The 22,090-nt window shown below is 72.0% G+C and carries 24 protein-coding genes and 1 pseudogene; 7 read left to right on the forward strand and 18 right to left on the reverse strand.

From position 1 onward, the window contains the following. Window positions 1-18 precede the first annotated feature (18 nt). The 4 genes and pseudogenes from pyrH to ACIBD9_RS06415 form a co-directional block, all read right to left on the reverse strand. Window positions 19-786 (reverse strand): UMP kinase, encoded by a 768-nt coding sequence (gene pyrH, locus ACIBD9_RS06400; RefSeq protein WP_030487501.1) that lies wholly within the window; start codon window positions 784-786, stop codon window positions 19-21. A 161-nt stretch (window positions 787-947) separates the two neighbouring features. Further along, complete coding sequence (gene tsf / locus ACIBD9_RS06405; RefSeq protein ID WP_387168164.1) at window positions 948-1,775, reverse strand: translation elongation factor Ts; 828 nt, start codon at window positions 1,773-1,775, stop codon at window positions 948-950. 134 nt (window positions 1,776-1,909) lie between these two features. Further along, the gene (gene rpsB / locus ACIBD9_RS06410; RefSeq protein ID WP_238660328.1) at window positions 1,910-2,812 is read right to left on the reverse strand and encodes a 30S ribosomal protein S2; all 903 of its coding nucleotides are present in this window, start codon (window positions 2,810-2,812) and stop codon (window positions 1,910-1,912) included. Between the two features lie 421 nt (window positions 2,813-3,233). Further along, a pseudogene (locus ACIBD9_RS06415) lies at window positions 3,234-4,446 on the reverse strand (hypothetical protein). A 334-nt stretch (window positions 4,447-4,780) separates the two neighbouring features. On the opposite strand from ACIBD9_RS06415, the gene ACIBD9_RS06420 reads away from it, so the two are divergent. The 6 genes from ACIBD9_RS06420 to ACIBD9_RS06445 all read left to right on the forward strand — a co-directional run bounded on the left by ACIBD9_RS06420 (window position 4,781) and on the right by ACIBD9_RS06445 (window position 11,108). Beyond that, complete coding sequence (locus tag ACIBD9_RS06420; protein WP_124817753.1) at window positions 4,781-5,140, forward strand: YraN family protein; 360 nt, start codon at window positions 4,781-4,783, stop codon at window positions 5,138-5,140. 30 nt (window positions 5,141-5,170) lie between these two features. Then, window positions 5,171-6,691, forward strand: coding sequence for a YifB family Mg chelatase-like AAA ATPase (locus ACIBD9_RS06425; protein ID WP_396715113.1), 1,521 nt, complete (start codon window positions 5,171-5,173; stop codon window positions 6,689-6,691). Next, complete coding sequence (gene dprA / locus ACIBD9_RS06430) at window positions 6,688-7,911, forward strand: DNA-processing protein DprA (RefSeq protein WP_396715115.1); 1,224 nt, start codon at window positions 6,688-6,690, stop codon at window positions 7,909-7,911. The genes ACIBD9_RS06425 and dprA overlap by 4 nt, the downstream gene beginning before the upstream one ends. Window positions 7,912-8,255: 344 nt before the next feature. Next, entirely contained in the window at window positions 8,256-8,459 is a 204-nt protein-coding gene (locus tag ACIBD9_RS06435; RefSeq protein ID WP_396715117.1) for a hypothetical protein, read from the forward strand. 370 nt (window positions 8,460-8,829) lie between these two features. Then, entirely contained in the window at window positions 8,830-9,807 is a 978-nt protein-coding gene (locus ACIBD9_RS06440) for a tyrosine recombinase XerC (protein ID WP_396715119.1), read from the forward strand. Window positions 9,808-9,926: 119 nt separating this feature from the next. After that, window positions 9,927-11,108 carry an aminotransferase class V-fold PLP-dependent enzyme gene (locus tag ACIBD9_RS06445; RefSeq protein WP_396715121.1) on the forward strand — a complete coding sequence of 394 codons (1,182 nt, stop codon included), beginning with the start codon at window positions 9,927-9,929 and terminating at the stop codon, window positions 11,106-11,108. Here ACIBD9_RS06445 and ACIBD9_RS06450 read toward each other — a convergent pair. Together ACIBD9_RS06450 and ACIBD9_RS06455 are read right to left on the reverse strand one after the other, a co-directional pair. Continuing rightward, a complete protein-coding gene (locus tag ACIBD9_RS06450; RefSeq protein WP_396715123.1) occupies window positions 11,029-11,703 on the reverse strand; it encodes a murein hydrolase activator EnvC family protein in 675 nt (224 codons plus the stop codon). The two genes, ACIBD9_RS06445 and ACIBD9_RS06450, sit on opposite strands and share 80 nt — an antisense overlap. Window positions 11,704-11,845: 142 nt before the next feature. Next, window positions 11,846-12,286 (reverse strand): DUF4240 domain-containing protein, encoded by a 441-nt coding sequence (locus ACIBD9_RS06455; RefSeq protein WP_396715668.1) that lies wholly within the window; start codon window positions 12,284-12,286, stop codon window positions 11,846-11,848. A gap of 134 nt (window positions 12,287-12,420) precedes the next feature. Between ACIBD9_RS06455 and ACIBD9_RS06460 the strand changes: the two genes are divergently transcribed. Beyond that, the gene (locus ACIBD9_RS06460; RefSeq protein ID WP_396715125.1) at window positions 12,421-13,563 is read left to right on the forward strand and encodes a sulfite oxidase; all 1,143 of its coding nucleotides are present in this window, start codon (window positions 12,421-12,423) and stop codon (window positions 13,561-13,563) included. 63 nt (window positions 13,564-13,626) lie between these two features. Here the strand turns inward: ACIBD9_RS06460 and ACIBD9_RS06465 are convergent, their stop codons facing one another. The 12 genes from ACIBD9_RS06465 to proS form a co-directional block, all read right to left on the reverse strand. After that, window positions 13,627-13,950 (reverse strand): DUF2469 domain-containing protein, encoded by a 324-nt coding sequence (locus ACIBD9_RS06465; protein WP_007075222.1) that lies wholly within the window; start codon window positions 13,948-13,950, stop codon window positions 13,627-13,629. After that, entirely contained in the window at window positions 13,947-14,759 is an 813-nt protein-coding gene (locus ACIBD9_RS06470; RefSeq protein WP_396715127.1) for a ribonuclease HII, read from the reverse strand. The genes ACIBD9_RS06465 and ACIBD9_RS06470 overlap by 4 nt, the downstream gene beginning before the upstream one ends. Next, window positions 14,753-15,238 (reverse strand): NUDIX hydrolase, encoded by a 486-nt coding sequence (locus tag ACIBD9_RS06475; RefSeq protein WP_387168135.1) that lies wholly within the window; start codon window positions 15,236-15,238, stop codon window positions 14,753-14,755. Before ACIBD9_RS06475 ends, ACIBD9_RS06470 begins: the two co-directional genes overlap by 7 nt. Window positions 15,239-15,285: 47 nt before the next feature. Continuing rightward, window positions 15,286-15,921, reverse strand: a complete 636-nt coding sequence (gene lepB, locus ACIBD9_RS06480; RefSeq protein ID WP_396715129.1) for a signal peptidase I — start codon at window positions 15,919-15,921, stop codon at window positions 15,286-15,288. Between the two features lie 10 nt (window positions 15,922-15,931). Next, on the reverse strand, window positions 15,932-16,801 hold the full coding sequence (gene lepB / locus ACIBD9_RS06485) for a signal peptidase I (protein WP_396715131.1): 870 nt from the start codon (window positions 16,799-16,801) through the stop codon (window positions 15,932-15,934). 181 nt (window positions 16,802-16,982) lie between these two features. Next, entirely contained in the window at window positions 16,983-17,339 is a 357-nt protein-coding gene (gene rplS, locus ACIBD9_RS06490; protein ID WP_030487486.1) for a 50S ribosomal protein L19, read from the reverse strand. Between the two features lie 144 nt (window positions 17,340-17,483). After that, entirely contained in the window at window positions 17,484-18,257 is a 774-nt protein-coding gene (trmD, locus tag ACIBD9_RS06495; RefSeq protein ID WP_396715133.1) for a tRNA (guanosine(37)-N1)-methyltransferase TrmD, read from the reverse strand. Window positions 18,258-18,268: 11 nt separating this feature from the next. Further along, entirely contained in the window at window positions 18,269-18,823 is a 555-nt protein-coding gene (gene rimM / locus ACIBD9_RS06500) for a ribosome maturation factor RimM (protein WP_396715135.1), read from the reverse strand. Next, on the reverse strand, window positions 18,823-19,083 hold the full coding sequence (locus ACIBD9_RS06505) for an RNA-binding protein (protein ID WP_172862164.1): 261 nt from the start codon (window positions 19,081-19,083) through the stop codon (window positions 18,823-18,825). The genes rimM and ACIBD9_RS06505 overlap by 1 nt, the downstream gene beginning before the upstream one ends. Then, window positions 19,058-19,546 carry a 30S ribosomal protein S16 gene (gene rpsP / locus ACIBD9_RS06510; protein ID WP_196921527.1) on the reverse strand — a complete coding sequence of 163 codons (489 nt, stop codon included), beginning with the start codon at window positions 19,544-19,546 and terminating at the stop codon, window positions 19,058-19,060. Before rpsP ends, ACIBD9_RS06505 begins: the two co-directional genes overlap by 26 nt. Before the next feature lie 229 nt (window positions 19,547-19,775). Beyond that, window positions 19,776-20,444, reverse strand: a complete 669-nt coding sequence (locus ACIBD9_RS06515; protein ID WP_396715138.1) for a DUF402 domain-containing protein — start codon at window positions 20,442-20,444, stop codon at window positions 19,776-19,778. A gap of 1 nt (window position 20,445) precedes the next feature. Beyond that, complete coding sequence (proS, locus tag ACIBD9_RS06520) at window positions 20,446-21,852, reverse strand: proline--tRNA ligase (RefSeq protein WP_238658287.1); 1,407 nt, start codon at window positions 21,850-21,852, stop codon at window positions 20,446-20,448. Between the last annotated feature and the right edge of the window lie 238 nt (window positions 21,853-22,090).

Consider the following 22,090-nt stretch of genomic DNA (forward strand, 5'->3'; position numbering starts at 1 on the left):
CGTCGCCGTCGGCGGGACTCAGGCGGTGATCAGGGTGCCGATCTTGTCGCCACCCACCGCGCGGATGATGGTGTCGTCACCCTGCGCGCCGAAGACCAGCATCGGCAGGCCGTTCTCCATGCAGAGGCTGAACGCCGCCGCGTCGGCCACCCGCAGGTTGCGGCGCAGCGCCTCGGAGAAGGTGATCGAGTCGAGCTTGCTGGCGGTGGGGTCGATCCGCGGGTCGGCGGTGTAGACGCCGTCCACGCCGTTCTTGCTCATCAGCACCACGTCGGCCCGGATCTCCAGCGCCCGCTGGGCGGCCACCGTGTCCGTGGAGAAGTACGGCATCCCGGCGCCGGCGCCGAAGATGACCACGCGGCCCTTCTCCAGGTGCCGGATGGCCCGCAGCGGGATGTACGGCTCGGCGACCTGGGCCATCGTGATGGCGCTCTGCACCCGGGTCTCGATGCCCTCCTTCTCCAGGAAGTCCTGGAGCGCGAGGCAGTTCATCACGGTGCCGAGCATGCCCATGTAGTCGGCGCGGGCCCGGTCCATCCCACGCTTCTGCAGCTCCGCGCCGCGGAAGAAGTTGCCGCCGCCGACCACCACGGAGACCTGCACGCCGCGGCGGACCACGGTGGCGATCTGCCGGGCAATGGCCTGGACGACGTCCGGGTCGACGCCGATCGCGCCGCCGCCGAAGACCTCACCGGAGAGCTTCAGCACCACCCGGCGGGCACGCCCCGGCGGCGGTGCCGTCGGATCGTCCAGTTCCAGCGTCCGGTCACTCACAACCTGCGTCATCCGCCCCGCCCTTCCCCACGCGCACGCCCCGTGCGGCGCGTACCGCGAACCTGCCGCTGCCGACCCTATGTGACGAGGAGGCCGCGGTGCCTGTCACGTACACCGGCGGCCTCCTCGTTGATGTCTCCTGCCCACGGGCGCCAGCGGCGCCCGGTGACGGCTCAGGCCTGGCCGACCTCGAACCGCACGAAGCGGGTGACCTCGATGCCGGCCTCGGCCAGCAGCTGCTTCACCGACTTCTTGTTGTCAGAGACGGACGACTGCTCGATCAGGACGAAGTCCTTGAAGAAGGAGTTCACCCGACCCTCGATGATCTTCGGCAGAGCCGCCTCGGGCTTGTTCTCCTCGCGGGCGGTCTGCTCGGCGATGCGCCGCTCGGACTCGACGACCTCAGCCGGAACCTCGTCCCGGGTGAGGTACTTCGGCCGCATCGCGGCGATCTGCATCGCCACACCACGGGCGTCGGCGTCGCCGGCCTCGTCGGTCTTGCCGGTGTACGACACCAGCACGCCAACGGCCGGCGGCAGGTCCTGAGCCTTACGGTGCAGGTAGACAGCGGTGGTGCCCTCGACCCGGGCGAACCGGTTGAGCACCAGCTTCTCGCCGATCTTGGCGGACTGCTCCTGGATCAGGTCCGCGATGACCTTGCCGTCGAGCTCGGTGGCGAGCAGTTCCTCGGCGGAGTTCACGCCGGCGCGCTCACCGTGCTCGACCAGCTGCTGGCCCAGCGCGATGAACGACTCGGTCTTGGCGACGAAGTCGGTCTCGCAGTTGAGCTCGAGCAGCGCCTTGCCGGAGTGGGCAACCAGGCCGTTCGCGGCCGTACGGCCGGCCCGCTTGCCGACGTCCTTGGCGCCCTTGACGCGCAGGATCTCGACGGCCTTGTCGAAGTCGCCCTCGGCCTCGGTCAGCGCCTTCTTGCTGTCCATCATGCCGGCGCCGGTGAGGTCGCGGAGCTTCTTGACGTCCGCGGCGGTGATTTGGGACATGGCTCTCTCTTCGATGTTGAGACGGCGTGTGGATGGTCAGAGGTGCCGGTTACCCGGATCCGGGCGGATCGTGCCCGGCGTACCGTCGCTGCCCGCCGTTCGCGAAAACGGACGGCGGGGCAGCGACGGTGCGATCACTCCGCGGCGGCGGTCGCCGGCTGCTCGGTGGCGGCCTGCGCCGGCTGCTCCGGGGCGGCGGGCTGCTCGGCGGCGGCAGCGGCCGGCTGCTCGGCCGGGGCGGCCGTCTCGTCGGCCTTCTTCGGCTCGAGCAGCTCGCGCTCCCACTCGGTCAGCGGCTCGTCGCTCGCGACACCCTCGGGCTTCTCGTCGTTGCCCCGGCGACGGCCGGAACGCGCGATCAGGCCATCCGCGACGGCGGCCGCGACGACCTTGGTCAGCAGCTCGGCCGAGCGGATCGCGTCGTCGTTACCCGGGATCGGGAAGTCGACCTCGTCCGGGTCACAGTTGGTGTCCAGCACCGCGATCACCGGGATGCCCAGCTTGCGGGCCTCGTCGACGGCGATGTGCTCCTTCTTGGTGTCGACGATCCAGACCGCGGCGGGAAGCTTCTGCATGTCCCGCAGGCCACCGAGGGTGCGGGTCAGCTTGATCTTCTCGCGGGAGAGCTGCAGGGTCTCCTTCTTGGTGTAACCGGCGGCGGTGCCGCTGAGGTCACCCAGGCCCTCCAGCTCCTTCATCCGCTGGAGCCGCTTGTACACGGTCTGGAAGTTGGTCAGCATGCCACCGAGCCAGCGGTGGTTGACGTACGGCTGGCCGACCCGGGTCGCCTGCTCGGCAATCGCCTCCTGGGCCTGCTTCTTGGTGCCGACGAACAGGATGCTGCCACCCTCGGCGACGGTCCCACGCACGAACTCGTACGCCTTCTCGATGTACTCGAGGGTCTGGCGCAGGTCGATGATGTAGATGCCGTTGCGCTCGGTCATGATGAAGCGCTTCATCTTCGGGTTCCAGCGCCGGGTCTGGTGCCCGAAGTGGACACCGCTCTCCAGCAGCTGACGCATGGTCACGACGGCCATGGTTGGGGTACTCCTCAAGGTCCCTGGTTGTCACGCCCGGCCGGTGGCCGGGCGTCCTGGCGCCTGGTCGCCGACCCATGGTGGACCCGATCAAGATCGGGACCAGGGAGGCCGTCGCTCCACGACGATTCGTGAAGAGGGCGCGCGAGGTCGACCGCACGAGGCGGTCGCCAGTTGGCCAGTGTACGCCCCTCACCCGTTCAGCCGCCTCGGGGTGCGCGTGGCCTGCCGCTCCGCCTGTGCGACTTGCCGGGAGATCGCGCTACTTCATGGAAATAGTGGCCTTCGCGGCGCCGGAGGTCACTATTTCGTGGTTGTTGTCCGACTCATCAGCGGGCTTGCTTCCCGGATGTCCGAATCATCAGCGCGCACCAGCCGGCGGCGGGTCAGACCGCGACGGGCGATCTCGGGTCAAGCCGGGTCAGCCGGCGGCGAGCGCGGCGGCCACGAAGAGCACCAGGCCGACGGTCAGGTAGGCCGTCGGTGGGCGCAGCCAGCCCCGACCGTTGTCGGCGAGCGCCAGCCCTCCCGTTCGGAGCCCGTACAGCCCGGTCGCGAAGATCGGCAGTCCGGCGACCAGGGCGATGCCCACCACCACGTTCCCGGCGTCCACCGGGTCGCCGGTCACGCCCGCCAGCAACACCCGCAGCGCAGGCACCTCGAAGATCAACACCAGCAAAGCGAAGAGTACGGCCAGCACGGGTCGACGGGTCCGATAGACGCCGTCGGCGGCCGGCGGATACACGGGCGGCTCGCCTGCGGGCAGGTCGGGTCGAGGGCCGATCCCCGGCATCGGGCCGGTCGGCATCTCCAGCGGGTGCGGCATGTCGCCGCCGCCCCGGGCCGGCTCGATGATCGGGTAACCAGCGAGCGGAGCGGGACGAGCCTGGTCAGCGAGCACGCTGGCCGGCGCTGTCGATGTGCTGTCGCGGGACGTCTCCGGCGCCGCGCTGGTCACCGGAGTTCCCGCTGTGGTCGTCTCACGGGCGGCCCGGCGACCCGGCAGCTCACCGGAGGTCTCCGAGGGGTCCCGGTCCGCCCGCCGCGACCGGGTGGCCCGGTAACCGTCCAGCTCTGGCCGCCCGGCACCCAACGGGTCCACCGCACCGAAACGCCCCGAATCAGCCTCACTCGCCCCGAACCGACCGGTCTGATCGTCCAGAGCACCGAAGCGACCGGAGTCCGACTCGGGCGTACCGAAGCGACCCGGATCCACCGCACTCAACCGACCCGAATCCGACTCGGGCGTACCGAAGCGACCCGCGTCCACCACGCCCAGCCGACCCGAGTCCGACTCCGACGCACCGAAGCGACCCGCGTCCACCGCACTCATCCGACCCGAGTCCGACTCCGGCGTACCGCCGAAGCGGTTCGCGTCGACGGCGCTGAAGCGTCCCGAGTCCGGCTCGCGGCGGCGGCCGACGCCGGTGTCCTCGACGGAGCGGCCGTCTTCCACGCCACGCTGCTCGGGGATCTCGCCGTCCCGGTATCGCGGTTCGCCCGCGCCGCGCCACTCCGAATCGCCGTAACCGCGCCCCCGCTCGTCGGGGTACCAGCGCGACTCCTGATCTTCCGGAAAACTCCGTCGTCCGTCCACGTCAGGCACCGTATGCGACCGGCCACGCCCGCGCCATTTCAGCCCAGCCAACCGCGCCGCCGATCACCCAGATAGCGCACGGGGCATGAACCGCGCCGCGATGGGGCTGCCGCGCTCCGCACCTTGACCAGGTGATGAGAAGTAGGTGTCAGAGCCGCCGCCGACCTACTTTTCATCACCTGATCAGGGCAGCCCGCCTGGAGGGCGGCCTGCCCTGGAGTGCGGCCAGCCACGCTGCCGGCCTCGGTCGGAGGCTCACGCCCTAGCACAGCGCAAGCATGATCGTCCGACTGTCCACAGCCCACCCGTTATCCACAGTTGGGCTGCCGCCGGGTCGCGGCGATCGCCCTTCGGCGGGCACCGTGCCGGCCATGACGAAGCGGAACCAGGCGGTCGGCGCGTACGGCGAGCGGTGTGCGGCCCGGCACCTGACCGAGGCGGGGCTACGCCCGATCGCCCGAAACTGGCGCTGCCCGGCCGGGGAGATCGACATCATCGCGTGGGACGGGCCCGTGCTCGCCTTCTGCGAGGTCAAGACCCGCCGGGGTGAGGGCTTCGGCACCCCGGCCGAGGCGGTCGTGCCGGCCAAGGCCCGCCGGCTGCGAGGGCTCGCCGCGCGGTGGCTGACCGAGACCGGTACGACCGCCGAGGAGGTGCGTTTCGACGTGCTGTCGGTGCGGCTGCCCGACGCCGGTCCGGCGCAGGTCGACCACCTCAAGGGCGCGTTCTGACATGCGCACCCGAAGGATCGGTGGCGCGCGGTGAGCTACGCGAAGGTGCTCTGCGTGGGGCTGGTCGGGGTGACCGGCCACCTCGTCGAGGTGGAGGCTGACCTGGCCGCCGGGCTGCCTGCGGTGGTGATCTCCGGTCTGCCGGACACCGCCCTGCACGAGGCCCGCGACCGGGTCCGCGCCGCCGTGGTCAACTCCGGCCAGCGCTGGCCCAACCGACGGATCACCCTCAACCTGCTGCCCGCCACGCTGCCGAAGTTCGGTTCGGCCTTCGATCTGGCCATCGCCGCAGCGCTGCTGGGCGGCTCGGGTGAGCTGCCGCTGCTCCCCCTGGAGGGCGTGGTGGTGCTCGGCGAGTTGGGGCTCGACGGGACGGTCCGGCCGGTGCGCGGCGTACTCCCGATGGTCGCCGCCGCAGCCCAGGCCGGTGTCGCGCGGGTGATCGTCCCGGTCGGCAACGCCGCCGAGGCCGCCGTCATCCCCGGGGTACGGGTGCGAGCGGTGGACACCCTGCACCGGCTGGTCGCCTTCGTGCGCGACGGGACCCCGCTGATCGAGCCACCGGCAGACATCCCGACACCGCCGGTCGGTGGGCCGGATCTCGCCGACGTCGCCGGGCAGCAGATGGGTCGGCGCGCCCTGGAGGTCGCCGCGGCCGGCGGGCACCACGTGGCACTGCTCGGCCCCCCGGGCGCCGGCAAGACAATGCTCGCCGAACGACTGCCGTCGATCCTGCCCGAGTTGGACGACGACGCGGCGCTGGAGGTCACCGCGCTGCACTCGGTTGCCGGGCTGCTGCCGCCGGGCGGTCGGTTGCTGCGTCGCCCGCCGTTCCAGGCGCCGCACCACACCGCGACCGTGCCGTCGCTGGTGGGCGGCGGTTCGGGGCTGGCCCGACCCGGGGCGGTGTCGCTGGCGCATCGCGGAGTGCTCTTCCTCGATGAGGCTCCCGAATTCAGCAAGGGCGCGCTGGAGGCCCTGCGGCAGCCGCTGGAGCACGGCCACATCCAGCTGAGCCGCAGCGGGGGCGGCACCGTGTACCCGGCCCGCACCCAGTTGGTGCTGGCGGCCAACCCGTGTCCGTGCGCGAAACCGGCCGGCGACGCGCACTGCGAGTGTTCGCCGCTGGTCCGCCGCCGCTACCTGGGAAGGCTCTCCGGGCCGCTGCTGGACCGGATCGACGTCCAGGTGCGGCTGATGCCGGTGCGGGCGGCTGAGTTGATGGCGACCGACGGTGACCTCGAGCCTTCGGCGACGGTCGCCGCCCGGGTGGCGGCGGCCCGGCAGGCGGCGGCTGCTCGCTGGGCCGACCTTGGCCGGCGACTCAACGCCGAGGTGGAAGGTCCGCACCTGCGCCGGCCGCCGTGGCGGCTGCCGGCCCGGGTCACCGTCGAGCTACGTGGCCGGCTCGACTCCGGCTCGCTGTCGGCGCGCGGCTTCGACCGGGTGATCCGGATGGCCTGGACCATCGCTGATCTCGACGGTCGCGACCGGCCGGACCGGGACGACGTCCGGGAAGCGCTTCAACTACGGACGGGGGAGGCGACGTGAGCGCCGAGGATGAACGCAGGCTGGCCCGGGTCGCCCTGACCTGGCTGGCGGAGCCGGGCACGCGCACGGTGCACCATCTGGTCGAACGGCACGGCCCGGTGGCGACCCTGGATCTGCTGCTCGACGGCGGCAGCCCGGACGGCTGGCTGCACACCACGGTCGCCGCACGCTCGGCGTCCGGCGACGCGCGGGCGGTGGCCGCGGAGGCCCTGGAGCGGGCGGAACGACTGGGTGCCCGGCTGGTCACGCCGGACGACGAGGAATGGCCGGCCCAGGTCGCCAGCCTGGCCACGTTGCGGCTGCCGGACGTCAGCCGCCGGGTGGACGGTGAGACCGCCCCGCCGCTCTGCTTCTGGGTACGCGGATGCTGGCCGCTCGGCGAGGCGCTGGATCGCTCGGTGGCCGTGGTGGGGGCGCGGGCGGCCACCGGTTACGGGCAGCACGTCGCGACCGAGTTGGGGTACGGCTTGGCGGAGCGGGACTGGACGGTCGTGTCCGGTGGCGCGTTCGGCATCGACGCCGCCGCCCACCGGGGCGCCCTCACCGCGGGCGGTCTGACCGTCGCGGTGCTCGCCTGCGGGCTCGACCGCCCATACCCGATGGGCAACGCCGCGCTCTTCGACCGGATCGCCGAGACGGGGCTGCTGGTCAGCGAGTGGCCGCCCGGTGCCGAGCCGCTGCGGCCCCGGTTCCTGATCCGCAACCGGGTGATCGCCGCAGGCACCCGCGGCACCGTCGTGGTGGAGGCGTCGGCGCGCAGTGGCGCGACGCAGACCGCGCGGCGAGCCATCCACGCCAATCGGGTGGCGATGGTGGTGCCCGGGCCGGTGACCTCGGCGATGTCCGTCGGCGCGCACGAGTTCCTGCGCGAGTACTCCAAGGCCCGGTTGGTCACCGGGGTTGCGCACGTGTTGGAGGAGGTGGGCCGGATCGGCACGGACCTGGCCCCGCTGGCGCGTGGACCCCAGCGGGCCACCGACGCGCTGGACGACGACGCGCGGTCGCTGCTGGAGGCGCTGCCCCGCCGAGGCGCGGTGGGCGTGGACCGGCTCTCCTCCCGCGCCGGTGTCGACGTACGGACCGCGTTGCGCAAGCTGTCCCTGCTGGAGGAGCTGTCCATGGTGGTCCGTCGCGACGACGGCTACGCCCTCGCCCCACCCGCCAAACCGAAGCGGGGGATGCCGCCACCGGCGGCGACGGAGGTGTCCGGCTCGACCTAGGCGATGTCATTCAAGCGGCCCCACCAGGCAGACATGGCGCATGGCTGGCGGATTCCATTACACGGCAGGGGCAACCGTGCTCAGTCGAGCTCTGCCGTGGCGGATTTCTCTGGCACGGCAGAGACTCCCCTGTGGTGGCTGGGGTCGACCGAACAGCTGACTGCATATCTGCACGTCCGGCCTACTGACCTCTCCGTTCCAAACGGTCCGACTTTTGCAGAGATCTTGCAGGTCCTATTGACGCGGGTCACGAGCACCTGACATCTTGCGAAGCAAGGCGAAGCCCGAGGGAGGGCATGGCTGATCCAATTTGGATCACTGTGTCTAGGTGGAGGTTCCCCTCGATGGGCTACAAGGTCGCCATCCGGTTGCTGCTGCTGGTCGTCGCTGTGCTGGCGGCCAGCCTGGTCGGCGTAGTCGTCGGCTGGGCCGCTCGGACCGTCGAGCCAAGCAACGGCAGGGCACTGATCGCCGGGGGCACCGCGTTCGGCGGGACGCTGGCGCTGCTCATTACCGCGTTCAGCTTCGTCATGGATCCTGACGCCTGACTCCCAGCACCTGTTGGTGGTCCGCCGTTTCCTCGGGCCCGAAGGGCCCCTGCCACGTCGCGTCACTGCCATTCGCGCGGGGGCTGCTCGGGACGCCGGCCAACCCGCAATACCGGTACGGTCCGTGGTCATGGGTGCTATCAAGCCGTGGCATATCGCGGTCCTGCTGTGTCTCGTCATGTCCACCGCACTCATCGGTGGCTTGGTCGCGCTCCTGCTCAAGAGGAGCAACCGCAGGTGATCCGGGCCGATGATCACTGGCACCGACGGAGCCGGTGATCCACGACGGTCGGCCGTAGGCTGGTGCCGTGCCAGCTGTGAGTGAGGGTGCCTGGGCCGGTGGACCGGCCAGCGCGTCGGCGCGGCCACGATGAGCCGGGCGGACCGGGGCACCCGGGCCATGCACCAGGCACTGCCGCCTGCGCTGCGCGACGCGGTCGACGACTTCGCCGAGCACCTGTCCCGGGTCCGTAACCGGTCGGCGCACACCGTCCGCGCGTACGTCACCGATCTGGTCTCGCTGCTCGACCACGCCGTCCGGATGGGCTGCGTCGACCTCGCCGAGCTGGACCTGTCGGTGCTGCGCAGTTGGCTGGCGCGGCAGCGCACCACCGGTGCGGCCCGCACGTCGTTGGCCCGGCGGGCCGCGTCGGCGCGGGCGTTCAGCGCCTGGGCGCACCGGGCCGGGCTGCTCCCCGCCGACGTGGGCGCCGCACTGGCCAGCCCTCGCGCGCACCGGGAACTGCCCAGCGTGCTGCGTGCCGACCAGGCCGCCGCTCTGGTCGAGACACCGTCCCGTCAGTCGCCGCCCCCGAACCCGCCGGGCCCGAGCGAGGGGGCCGAGGCAGTGCCGCTGCGGGATCGGGTGCTGTTGGAGCTGCTCTACGCCACCGGCGTACGGGTCAGCGAGGCGTGCGGGTTGGACGTCGGGGACGTCGACCACGGCCGGCGGGTGATCCGGGTGTTCGGCAAGGGCGGGCGGGAGCGCTCGGTGCCGTACGGGGTGCCCGCCCAGCGGGCGTTGGACGACTGGCTGCGCCGGGGCCGCCCGGCGATGGTGGGTGCCCGCTCCGGGGAAGCGCTGCTGCTGGGTGCCCGGGGCGGTCGGCTCAACCCGACGACCGCGCGGCAGATCGTCGGTGCGTACGCCGAGGCCGCCGGGCTGCCCCGAACCAGCCCGCACGATCTACGCCACTCCGCGGCTACCCACCTCCTGGAGGGTGGCGCCGACCTGCGCGCCGTGCAGGAGTTGCTCGGTCACTCGTCGCTGGCGAGTACCCAGATCTACACCCATGTCTCGGTCGAGCGCCTGCGTGCCGCGTACCGGCAGGCGCACCCACGCGCCTGACGTCGAGCGGGCCACGCGCCGTCCACCGGCAGGCGCGCCTGACCAACGGCCGGAGGGCGGCACCCGCGCGCCTGATCAACGGCCGGAGGGCGCGCGAGCGCGGCGGTTACGATCATCAAGTGAGCGTCCCGCAGCCCCCTGAGCCGATCCCGGGCGCCCGCCTGCTCTTCTCCCTCGACCCGGCGGTCAGCCACCTCAACCATGGCTCGTTCGGCGCGGTGCCGATCGGGGTGCAGCGCGCCCAGCAGCGGCTGCGCGACGAGATGGAGGCGAACCCGCTGCGCTTCTTCACCCAGGGGCTGGTCGACCGGATCGCGCACACCCGTCGGCACCTCGCCGGGTTCCTGGGCGCCGACCCGGACGGCAGCGCCCTGGTGGGCAACACCACCACCGGCGTCGCCGTGGTGCTCCAGTCGGTGGGCCTGCAGGCCGGTGACGAGGTGCTGAGCACCGACCACGGGTACGGGGCGGTGAGCCTGGCCATCCAGCGCGAGTGCCGCCGCACGGGGGCGGTCAGCCGGGTCCTGCCGATCCCCCTGGCCGCCACCGACGAGCAGGTCGTGCAGAGCGTCCGCGCCGGCCTGCGCCCCGGGCGGACCCGGCTGCTCGTCGTCGACCAGCTCACCTCGGCAACCGCCAAGCTCTTTCCGACCGCCGCCATCGTCGGGGTGGCCCGCGAACACGGCGTGCCGGTCCTGGTGGACGCCGCGCACGCCCCGGGCATGCTGCCCACTCCAGTGGCCGGCATCGGCGCGGACTTCTGGGTGGGCAACCTGCACAAGTGGGCGTACGCCCCGCGCGGGACCGCTCTGCTGGCGGTGGCACCGCAGTGGCGGGACCGGATCGAGCCGCTGGTGGTGTCCTGGGAGCAGGAGTCGGGTTTCCCGGCCCGGCTCGAGTGGCAGGCGACTCTCGACTACACGCCCTGGCTGGCCGCCCCGGCGGGCCTGTTCACGATGCGCAGTCTCGGCGTCGACCGGGTGCGGGCGCACAACGCCGCGCTCGCCGCGTACGGCCAGCGGGTGGTGGGGGACGCTCTGGGGGTGGCCCCCGCCGATCTGCCCGACCCCGGCGGGCCGGGGGTGGCGCTGCGTCTCATTCCGCTGCCGACCGGCACGGGCACCACGATCGACGCCGCGCGGGCGTTGCAGGCGCGGATCGGTGAGCGGCTCGCCGCGGAGGTGGCGGTGATGAGCTGGAACGGCCGGGGGTGGCTGCGGCTCACCGGCCAGGTCTACAACGCCGCCGACGAGTACGAGCGGCTGGGCGCACGACTGCCGGCACTGCTCGCCCAGCGCTGACCGGACCAACCGGGAGCAGGCGCACCGGGCCGAGGCCGAGTAGGGCGAGTGGGTCGAGATACTCCTCGCCTCGGCGCAGGCCCCAGTGCAGGCACGCCTCGGCTGGGCAACCCGGATGCCCGGGCAGCAGCTCGCCCAGCGGCGCGCCGGCGGTGACCGGCTGGCCGGGACGTACCGCGGGTTGGACCGGCTCGTGAGTGGTCCGCAGCCCGCCGGCGTGCCCCACGGTGACCACCGGTCGACCGGCCACCAGACCGGCGAAGAGCACGGTGCCCGGCCCGGCGCTGCGGACCACCGCTCCGGCGGGGACGGCCAGGTCGACGCCGCGGTGGCCGGGCAGCCACGGTCGGGGCGGCGGGTCGAACCGGCGCACCGGACGGGGCGGCCCGTCGACCGGCCAGCGGAACCGCCCGGCGGGCGCTGGATCCGCGACCTGGACCGTCAGGGCCGCGACCGGCACGGTCGGCGTCGGTGGTTGGCCGGGCATCGCCGCGACCAGCACCGCCAGCCCGCAGAGCTGGACGGTCAGTGCGAGCGGGAGCGCGGCGCAGAGCAGCACGGTACGGCGGATCGAACGGACGGGCGGTGGTTGCATGACGGCAGCCTGCGGCCGACATCGGGTCGTCCGCCAGCCCGGTCGGCGGAGCTGTGGACAACCAGAGGTGCTGTGGATGACCACCCGACGGCTTCGATGATCTGTTATGCGCCGTCCACGGCCCGACGCCTACCGAAGCAGGTCACCACCACTGTTCGTTGGACCCGGTCTCGTAGTCGTACTCCTCGACGTGCTCCCACTCCTTGCCGGTCGCCTTCTGGTAGGCGTTGGAGGGGACGTCGAGGATCGATTCCGCGTGAGCGGCCTCCTCGGTGGTGAAACGCGCGAACGCCGCCGGATCGGCCAGCACGGCCGCGAACGCCGCCGGTCCGGCCACCACCACCGCGCAACGCGCGTACAGGAAGTCGTCGTCGGACAGTCCGTCGGCGTGCGGCGCCTCAGCGAGCACCCGACGGTCCAGTTGGTGGAGCGTGAACGCGAGCATCTCGGCGAAGTCGATGATCCGCTCCACCGGCTCTTGCGTCAGCACGGCGGTCAACCGTTCGTACGGCCGGTCGTCCTGCGCCTCGGGCCGACCGCCCAGCACCGCGACGAGCCGCCAGAATTCCTCATCCGCAAGCATCACAACCCTAATGATCGCTGGGACGAAGGGGTCCAGCCCGTTGACCCCACGCCGGTGCCGTTTTCGGGCTGCCACGGAGGGCCTAGGCTGAGCCGCGTACGGCGGGTGCCGCCGTCTGTACCGGGGAGGCTCGCATGACCACTCTCGATGACCGGACGCCGTCCCCCACCGGGCCGACGGTGGCCGACGTGAGCGGCCCGTCCCGGCTCGCGGAGCCGGACGAGACGATCAGCGCCGAGGAGTTGCAGCTCGCGGCCCGCAACCACGGCATCCCGTTGGAGGCGCTGCGCTACGACGTCACCCCGGCCGGGCTGCACTACCTGCTGATCCACTACGACATCCCGGAACTCGACCCGGCGACGCACACGCTGACCATCGGCGGGGCGGTGGATCGGCCGCTGACGGTCACCCTCGCCGACCTGCGCGAGCGGCCCCGGGTCACCCGGCAGGTGACCCTGGAGTGCGCCGGCAACGGTCGTGCCCTGCTGCACCCCCGGCCGGTCAGCCAGCCCTGGCTGGTCGAGGCGGTCGGCAACGCGGAGTGGACCGGCACCCCGCTCGCCCCGCTGCTGCGGGAGGCGGGCATCGCCCCGGACGCGGTGGACGTGGTCTTCACCGGCGCCGATCACGGCGTGGAGCGCGGGGTCGAGCAGGACTACCAGCGGGCGCTTCCGGTCGCCGACGCGCTGCGCGAGGAGGTGCTGCTGGCGTACGAGATGAACGGCGCTCCCCTGCTGCCGCAGCACGGTGCGCCGCTGCGGCTGATCGTGCCTGGCTGGTACGGCATGGCGCACGTGAAGTGGGTCCACTCCATCGAGCTGCGGACCGAGCCGTTCGAGGGGTACCAGAACGCGGTGGCCTACCGGGTACGCCGCGACGCCGACGACCCGGGCGTGCCGGTCACCCGGATCGAGCCGCGTGCGTTGGTCCGCCCGCCCGGCTTCCCCGACTTCATGTCCCGCCGCCGGGTGCTGCGGCCCGGCCCGTGCACCCTGGATGGTCGGGCCTGGTCGGGGCACGCGCCGGTGGTCGCCGTGGAGGTGACCACCGACGGCGGGGAGAGCTGGACGCCGGCCGAGCTGGACCCGACGGACGCGGGGGACTTCGCCTGGCGGCGCTGGCGCCACGAGTGGGTCGCCACCCCCGGCCGGTACGTGCTGGGCGCGCGGGCGACCGACGCGTCCGGGCGAACCCAGCCGGTCGAGCAACCGTGGAACCGTGGCGGCTTCGCCAACAACATGGTGCAGCGGGTCGAGGTCGTGGTGCCGGCCGAGTGATCGGCGGCGGGTGTCACGCCACGGGTGGGGGGCCCGTGGCACGGCCCGGCGGCTCGGGTGCGCTCAGCCGCCGAAGCCGGAGTCGGCGGGCAGCGAGATGTCGGGCTTCTCCAGCTCCTCGACGTTGACGTCCTTGAAGGTCATCACCCGGACGTTCTTCACGAAGCGGGCGGGACGGTACATGTCCCACACCCAGGCGTCGTGCATCTCGACCTCGAAGTAGACCTCGCCGTCGGAGTTACGCACGTGCAGGTCGACCTGGTTGGCCAGGTAGAACCGGCGCTCCGTCTCCACCACGTAGGAGAACTGGCGGACAATGTCGCGGTACTCCCGGTAGAGCTGCAGCTCCATCTCGGTCTCGTACTTCTCGAGATCTTCCGCGCTCATCGCACTCCGCCTTCCATGGCCACATCTTCCCCCACCGGCGTCGGAGGCCGAGGCTGCTCGCCCAACGCCACGCCGACGGTACCCCCTGACGCCCACGAGCGCTCCATCGGCTCATCCGGGGCGTGGCCGCCGGGCCGTCGGGCGCGTGGCGGCCGGCCGTCGCGGCCGGAGACCGCGGCGACATTGACGTACGAGAACCGGTGCTCCCGGCACGGCCCGTGCTCCCGCAGCGCCGCCGAGTGCTCCGGAGTGATGTAGCCCTTGTGCTCGGCGAACCCGTACGCCGGGTACACGTCGTCCAGCTCCACCATCAGCCGGTCCCGGGTGACCTTGGCCAGCACGCTTGCCGCCGCCACACACGCGGCCACCCGGTCGCCCTTCCACACCGCCAGCCCGGGCACACCCAGGCCGTCCACGCCGAAGCCGTCGGTCAGCACGTACTCCGGGCGGGTGGTGAGCGAGGCGAGGGCGCGGCGCATCGCGGCCAGGTTGCACACGTGCAGGCCCCGGGCGTCGACCTCCTCGGCCGGGATGACCACCACGGCGTACGCGAGCGCGCGGTCCACGACCTCCGCGTACACCCGCTCCCGGCTGGCCGGGGTGAGCAGCTTCGAGTCGGCCAGCCCGTCGATCTCGCCGCGCCGCCCCTCGGGCAGCACCGCCGCGGCGGCGACCAGCGGACCGGCGCACGCTCCCCGGCCCGCCTCGTCGGCACCGGCGACGTGCCGGAAGCCGCGCCGCTGCAACGCCCGCTCCAGGGCGTACAGGCCGGCCTCGCGGCGCACCACGGTACGCGGCGGGGTCAGCACGACGCCTCGTCCTGGCCCGCGGTGGTCGACTGCCCCAGCCGGGTCAGCAGGGCGGGCAGTTCGGGCGGGTAGAACCGGTCGCCGCTGGCCGCCAACTCGTCGGGAAGCCACCAGCGGTGGTCGGCGATGCTGCGTCGCTCGATGTCGTTGAAGCCCGTGGTGTCCACCTGCCAGGAGTCCACCCGGAAGAGGAAGAAATCCTGCTCCTGGCGGTACCAGATGCCGTCGAAGGAGAACTCGGTCGCGTCGGACCAGACCGGCTCGCCCAACTCGACCGGGTCGAGCCGCAGGCCGGTCTCCTCGGCCAACTCCCGGGCGGCGCCCGCCGCCGGGGACTCCAGCGGGTCGAGCCCGCCGCCAGGGGTGAACCAGTATCGGTGCCCGGGTCGGGCCGGGTCGAAGCCCTCGAACAGCAGGACCCGGCCGGCCGCGTCGACGAGCAGCACGCGGGCCGCGCGTCGAGGGGTGTAGACGGTCACCGCACCAGCCTGCCAGACCGAGGACGGATCGCCCACGCCCCGTCGGCCTACGGCTTGGGAATGCCGTCGAACCCGTCGGGCACGGTCAGCCAGGTGGCCCGGTTGACCGGCCAGAAGACGGTGAACGCCCGCCCGACCACGTCGTTCTCGGGGATCGTGGCCTCGGTGATGTTCTGCCCGGACTGCTGCCAGTGCTCCAGGGAGTCGCCGGAGGCCGACCGGTGGTCGCCCATCACCCACAGTCGGCCCTCCGGCACGGTGATGTCGAACTCCTGGTCGGCGGGCTTGTCGCGAATCCCGTCCATGGAGAAGATGTACGGCTCGTCCAGCGACTTGCCGTTGATCATCAACCGTTCCTCCGGGTCGCAGCAGACCACGTGGTCGCCGGGGATGCCGATCACCCGCTTGATGAAGTCCTCACCGTCGGGGTTGCCGCTCCACTCGATCGGAGCCTTGAACACGATCACCTCGCCGCGGTGCGGTGATCGGAAGTCGTAGACCAGCTTGTTGACCAGCACCCGGTCATCGATCTTGAGGGTGTTTTCCATGGACGGGGAGGGGATGAAGAAGGTCTGCAGCACGAAGGCGCGGACCAGCACCGCGACCAGGATCGCCACACCCAGCAGGATCGGCAGCTCCTTCCAGAAGGAGCTGCGCGGCTTGTCGGTCTGCTCGTCAATCACGCCAAGGAGCCTACGTTGCCCGGCTGGACGGCACCGTCCGGAACGCGCGGGAACCCCGTAGCGCGACTGCCAACGGAAGCATCAGCAGCGCACCGCCCTGCGGAGTCGGTCGCGCCGGCGGCGCACCGGAGGACGCCGTGGCCGGCCCGGACACGTCCTCGAACGTCGACGGCACCGACAGCGCACTCCATCGCGACGACGGCCAGACCACCATGAAGGCCCGGCCGACCACGTTGTCGATCGGCACCGGCCCCTGGCAACGCGCGTCCTGGGAGACCTCGCGATGGTCGCCCATCACGAAGATCTGACCGGGTGGCACGACGATCTCGTCGAAGCGCCGGGAGCGACACTCCGCCGGGTTGGGCGGCAGGTCCAGTGGTGAGTCCCGCAGGACGTACGACTCGTTGAGCGGGGTGCCGTTGACTGTCACCCGCCCCTGGCTGTCGCAGCACTTGACCCGGTCACCGGGGAGACCGATCACCCGCTTGATGAAGTCCTTCTCACCGGGGCGACTCACCCCGACCAGATCGCCGACGGTGCGGGCGAGCCGGCCGGCGACACCGGGCTTCGGCTGATCGTCCACCTGCGGCGCCCAGCGGTCGGTGCCCCGGAAGACCACCACCTCGCCGCGCAGCGGGTCACGAACGTCGTAGACGACCTTGTTGACCAGCACCCGGTCTCCGACGAGGAGGGTGTCCTCCATCGAGCCGGACGGAATGAAGAACGCCTGGAGCAGGAAGGTGCGGATCAGCACCGCGAGGCAGAACGCGACCACCAGCAGCAGCGGCAACTCCTGCCAGAGGGGCATCTGCCGGCGGGTGCGGCGAGCCCGTCGGCGCCACGGATCGACGGTGCCGTCCTCGTCAAGCGTCTGCACCACGCCACTCCCCGGTCCGCAGAAACACCACCGCCCGGGAGCCTCGTCGAGGCTCCACGGGCGGTAGTGGACAACTGCCCGCCACGTGGGCGGGACCGCCGCCTCGCTGCGCCCGTACGACCAGGGTAGTGCGCTCTGGTCGGTACGGCATACGCGCAGCTCGGGCGGCGTGGCGAGCGGGAAGTCAGCTGGGCTGCTTCTCCCGCTTCTCCTTGATCTTGGCCTTCTTGCCGCGCAGCTCGCGCAGGTAGTAGAGCTTGGCGCGACGCACGTCACCGCGGGTCACGACCTCGATCCGGTCGATGCCCGGGCCGTTGATCGGGTAGGTCCGCTCGACGCCGACGCCGAAGCTGACCTTGCGGACCGAGAAGGTCTCGCGCAGACCGTCACCCTGGCGGCGGATCACGACGCCCTGGAAGATCTGGACACGGGACCGGTTGCCCTCGACGACGCGGGCGTGCACCTTGACGGTGTCACCGGCCCGGAAGTCGGGAAGGTCGGTCCGCTTCGACTGGGCGTCAAGGGCGTCCAGGATGTTCATCGCTGCGTCCTCGTAAGGCTCACGGCGCACCGTCACTCGGTGCGCGGGTGGGTGATTCTGATTCCCGGGTGGTGATCGGCGGACCGACCCCCGGTCGGGGATCCTCGCAGCCGACCGCGGGCGCGGACGGATGCGGCAACCCCACTACTTTGCCACATCCCCCGGCGGAGGCTGAAATCCGGCCTGGTCCAGGGCCGCGATGTCCCGTTTGTCGAGCCGATCGGCCGGCAGCGCGGCCAGCAGGTCCGGACGGCGGGCGGCGGTCCGCAGCAGACCCTCCTCGCGCCGCCAGCGGGCGATCTTGCCGTGGTCACCGGAGCGGAGCACCTCCGGCACGTCGTGCCCACGCCAACTCGGCGGCTTGGTGTAGATCGGCGCCTCCAGCAGCCCGTGCGCGTGCGACTCCTCGTCCAACGAGCCGGCGTTGCCCAGCACCCCCGGCAGCAACCGGGTGACCGCCTCCAGCATCACCAGGACCGCGACCTCACCGCCGAAGAGCACGTAGTCACCGAGCGACACCTCGGTGACCGGCATCCGGGTGGCGGCGTGCGCCAGGACCCGCTGGTCGATCCCCTCGTACCGGCCGCAGGCGAAGAGCAGATGCGGCTCGGCCGCCAACTCGTACGCCATGGCCTGGGTGAACGGGGCACCGGCCGGCGACGGCACCAGCAGCCGGGGCGGCGGGGCGTCGACCGGCGCGAGGGCGTCCAGTGCCTCACCCCACGGCTCCGGGCGCATCACCATCCCCGGCCCGCCACCGTAGGGGGTGTCGTCGACCGTGCGGTGCACGTCGTGGGTCCAGGTCCGCAGGTCGTGCACGGCGAGCTGGAGTACGCCGTTGGCCCGCGCCCGTCCGATCAGCGACAGGCCGAGCGGGGCGAAGTACTCCGGAAAGATCGACACGACGTCGACGCGCATGCGGGCTGGTCCTAAAGGTCGAGCAGTCCGGCTGGCGGGTCGACGATCACACGTCCGCCGGCGATGTCGACCTCCGGGACGATCGCCCGGACGAACGGGATCAACGCGGTACGCCCCTCGGGCCGCCGCAGCACCAGCAGGTCGGACGAGGGCGCGTGGTCGATACGGGCGACCTCGCCCAGGCGTTCGCCGGCCGGGGTCACCACGGCCAACCCGACCAACTGGTGGTCGTGGAACTCCTCCGGGTCGTCCGGTGGGGCCACGTCGGCGCTGTCCACCACGAGCAGCGTCCCGCGCAGTGCCTCGGCGGTGTTGCGGTCCAGGATGCCGTCGAACGCGATCAGCACACGACCCTGGTGGAAGCGGGCTTCCTCGATGGTCAGCTCCGCGGGAACCTGGAACGGCACCCCGGGCTCATCGGTGGGTGGAGGGGGTGTCGCCCCCGGCTCGGTGCGCAGCACCGTACCGGGGGCGAACCGTGCCTCGGGCTCGTCGGTCCGCACTTCCACGGTGACCTCACCGCGGACACCGTGCGGCTTGCCGATCCTGCCGACGACGAGCTGCATCAGTACGAGTCGACGATGTCGACGCGAACCCCGCGCCCGCCGATGGAGCCGATCACCTGGCGCAGCGCCTTGGCGGTCCGGCCGGACCGCCCGATCACAGTGCCGAGGTCCTCGGGGTGCACGCGGACTTCGAGCCGCTTGCCCCGACGGGAATCGACCATCCGCACCCGGACGTCGTCCGGGTGGTCGACGATGCCCTTGACCAGGTGCTCCAACGCCGGACGCAGTGGCATGTCAGGCCTGCTCACCGGCGTCGGCAGCGGCCGGGGCCTCGGTCTTCGGCGCCTCGGCAGCCGGAGCCTCGGCCGGAGCCTCGGTCTTCGGAGCCTCAGCAGCCTTGGCGGCCTTCTTGGCCGGCTTGGCCGGGGTCTCCGGGGCGAGCCCGGCTGCGGCCTTCGCCTCGGCCTCGTACGCCGCCTTGCGGTCGGCCCGCTCGGGGGCGACCAGGAGCGGCGGCGGGGCCGGCAGGCCCTTGTACTTCTGCCAGTCACCGGTCAGCTCCAGCAGACGCTGCACCGCCTCGCTCGGCTGAGCGCCGACGGACAGCCAGTACTGGACCCGCTCCGACTTGACCTCGATGATCGAGGGGTCTTCCTTGGGCTGGTAAACCCCGACGAACTCGATCGCCCGACCGTCACGCTTGGTGCGCGAGTCGGCGATGACGATGCGGTACTGCGGGTTGCGGATCTTGCCCATCCGCAGGAGCCGGATCTTTACGGCCACAGTTGTTTCGCTCCTGTTGCGATCTCACCGGCCCAGGCGGGCGGTGTGCATGGGTGAGCGCCGACCGGACCCGTGGGGTTGGGCCGGAGACTACTCGGTGGACTGGCGACGTGCCCGGGTTAGAGGGCGCCGGACGCGCGCCGGATACCAGCGACCCATTCTGCCAGATCCGCTGCCGATCTCCCGCATCGGACCCGGACACCGCGTTCCCGGTGACCCGGAACACCGCTCAGCGCACCGGCGGACGATCCCACCCAGGCGGCAGTTCGTCCGGTACGCCCCATTCCGTCGGCGGTGCGAAGTCACACCAGGTGCCGTCGAACGGGAACGCGCCGGCCTCGGCGAGCGCGATCACCCGCTCCCCCTCGGCGCGGACCGCCTTCTCGTCGGTCACCCAGTAGTCGTCACCGAAGGCGAGCCGCTCGGCGAACTCGTCCTCGTCCTTCCACTCCCAGCTGAGGTCCGGTCGCACCACGACGTCCAGGTCCTGGTCGACCATGTCGACACCGGCGACCGGGCCGTCGTCCCAGCGGACGGCGGGCTCCTCCAGGTTGACGTACCAGTTGGCGAACCGGCCCCGCTCGTCCCGGAACCACCAGACGGAGTGCGCCGCCCCGGTGGGCAGGAACTTCAACAGCGGCGGGCCATTCCAGCGGCCCTCCGCCAGCCGGTACGTCGGGGTGATCCAGTCGGCGAACGGCAGCGCGCGCATGGTCAGGCCCGCCGCGTTCACCTCGTGCGCCACCGGCGAGTCCCGGGCGATCCAGAGCAGCAACCCTCGCTCGTCGTCGAGGACCACCCGCGCCGACCGGGCCCACCCGATCCGCCCCAGCCGCACGTTGCGGTGCACGATCAGCCGGCCCGGCGCGAACCGGTCGACCGGGTCGCCCGGCCGCACCTCAGTAGGCGCGGGCGAGGATGGCGACCAGATCGGGCTCGTCCTCCGAGTCCGGTACCGAACCGTCGGCGCGCAGCAGGCAGCGCACCGTGACGCCCTGACCGTTCGCCTCGGCCTCGCCGGCCACGCCCACCGCCGACCACGGCACCCGCGCCCAACCGGTCGCGGCGGCCTCGATCGCCTCGGCCAGGGTGGCCACCTCCACCGTGCGCGACTCGCGGTTGGCCAGCGCCTGGTCGTGCAGCACCTGCTGGTCGGTCTCCAGGGCGGCCAGCACCGCGGCGACCACGTCGGCCACCGGCGTCGGGGTCTTCGAACCGTCGGTCCGACGCACCACCGTCGCGTTGCCCACGGCCAGGTCGCGGGGGCCCACCTCGACGCGTACCGGATAACCGCGCAGCTCGGCGTCGACGGCCCGGCGGCCGAACGGGGTGTCGGTCCGGTCGTCGAGCGCGACCCGGACACCGGCGTCGCGCAGGCCGTCGCGCAGCTTGGCCGCCGCCTCGCCGACGCCGTCACCGTCCTTGACGATCATGACGTACGCCTGGATGGGCGCCAGCCTCGGCGGCACGCGCAGGCCGTTGTCGTCGCCGTGCGCCATGATCAGGCCACCCAACATCCGGGTGGACGTGCCCCAGGAGGTGGTCCAGGCGTGCTCCCGGCCGCCCTCCTTGGAGGAGTAGCTGATGTCGAACGCCTTGGCGAAGTTCTGGCCCAGCTCGTGGCTGGTGCCCAGCTGCAACGCCTTGCCGTCGCCCATCATGCCTTCGCAGGTGTACGTGGCCGTCGCCCCGGCGAACCGCTCGCGCGTCGTCTTCAGGCCGACCACCACCGGAATGCCGATCACGTTGACCATCAGGTCCTCGTACGCCTCGTGCAGGATCCGCCGCGCGTACGCCCGGGCGTCCTCGCGGGTGGCGTGCGCGGTGTGCCCCTCCTGCCAGAGGAACTCGCTGGTACGCAGGAAGATCCGCGGACGGAGCTCCCACCGGACCACGTTCGCCCACTGGTTGAGCAGCAGCGGCAGGTCCCGGTACGAGTCGATCCACTTGGCCATGAACTCGCCGATGACCGTCTCGCTGGTCGGACGCACCACGATCGGCTCGGCCAGGGGCTTGCCACCACCGTGGGTGACGACCGCCAGCTCCGGCGAGAAGCCCTCGACGTGCTGCGCCTCGCGCTTGAGGTAGCTCTCCGGGATGAACAACGGGAAGTACGCGTTCTCCGCACCCGCCGCCTTGATCCGAGCGTCCATCTCAGCCTGCATACGCTCCCAGATGGCGTAGCCGGCCGGTCGGATGACCATGGTGCCGCGAACCGGGCCGTTGTCGGCCAGCTTCGCCTTGGCGATCAGGTCCTGGTACCAGCGGGGGAAATCCTCCGCACGGGGAGTGAGCACGCGAGCCATGACCGCACATCCTATGCGCCACGCGGGCGGACACCGCGTCCGGGAGTCGCCACGCCGTGCGGTGCCGCACTCCGCGCCCCCGCGGTGCCACTCCGCCGATGGCTAGCCACGCCGCTGGCCGGGCCGACAACGCCGCGCGAGCCGACGACGCTGGGCGGGCCGAGCGTGCCGGGCGGGCTGACAACGCTGGGCGGGCCGAGGGTGCCGGGCGGGCCGACGACGCTGGGCGGGCCGAGGG

It is taken from the genome of Micromonospora sp. NPDC050784, assembly GCF_044456765.1.
Taxonomy (GTDB): Bacteria; Actinomycetota; Actinomycetes; order Mycobacteriales; family Micromonosporaceae; genus Micromonospora; species Micromonospora foliorum.

Excerpts from the sequence above, each read along its gene's own strand:
- ACIBD9_RS06450 (WP_396715123.1), bottom strand. The coding sequence starts at position 11,703 with ATGCAACCACCGCCCGTCCGTTCGATCCGCCGTACCGTGCTGCTCTGC.
- ACIBD9_RS06440 (WP_396715119.1), top strand. The coding sequence starts at position 8,830 with ATGAGCCGGGCGGACCGGGGCACCCGGGCCATGCACCAGGCACTGCCG.
- proS (WP_238658287.1), bottom strand. The coding sequence starts at position 21,852 with ATGGCTCGCGTGCTCACTCCCCGTGCGGAGGATTTCCCCCGCTGGTAC.
- rplS (WP_030487486.1), bottom strand. The coding sequence starts at position 17,339 with ATGAACATCCTGGACGCCCTTGACGCCCAGTCGAAGCGGACCGACCTT.
- rpsB (WP_238660328.1), bottom strand. The coding sequence starts at position 2,812 with ATGGCCGTCGTGACCATGCGTCAGCTGCTGGAGAGCGGTGTCCACTTC.
- ACIBD9_RS06460 (WP_396715125.1), top strand. The coding sequence starts at position 12,421 with ATGACCACTCTCGATGACCGGACGCCGTCCCCCACCGGGCCGACGGTG.
- trmD (WP_396715133.1), bottom strand. The coding sequence starts at position 18,257 with ATGCGCGTCGACGTCGTGTCGATCTTTCCGGAGTACTTCGCCCCGCTC.
- ACIBD9_RS06420 (WP_124817753.1), top strand. The coding sequence starts at position 4,781 with ATGACGAAGCGGAACCAGGCGGTCGGCGCGTACGGCGAGCGGTGTGCG.
- rimM (WP_396715135.1), bottom strand. The coding sequence starts at position 18,823 with ATGCAGCTCGTCGTCGGCAGGATCGGCAAGCCGCACGGTGTCCGCGGT.
- ACIBD9_RS06465 (WP_007075222.1), bottom strand. The coding sequence starts at position 13,950 with ATGAGCGCGGAAGATCTCGAGAAGTACGAGACCGAGATGGAGCTGCAG.
- pyrH (WP_030487501.1), bottom strand. The coding sequence starts at position 786 with ATGACGCAGGTTGTGAGTGACCGGACGCTGGAACTGGACGATCCGACG.
- ACIBD9_RS06455 (WP_396715668.1), bottom strand. The coding sequence starts at position 12,286 with ATGCTTGCGGATGAGGAATTCTGGCGGCTCGTCGCGGTGCTGGGCGGT.
- ACIBD9_RS06435 (WP_396715117.1), top strand. The coding sequence starts at position 8,256 with ATGGGCTACAAGGTCGCCATCCGGTTGCTGCTGCTGGTCGTCGCTGTG.
- tsf (WP_387168164.1), bottom strand. The coding sequence starts at position 1,775 with ATGTCCCAAATCACCGCCGCGGACGTCAAGAAGCTCCGCGACCTCACC.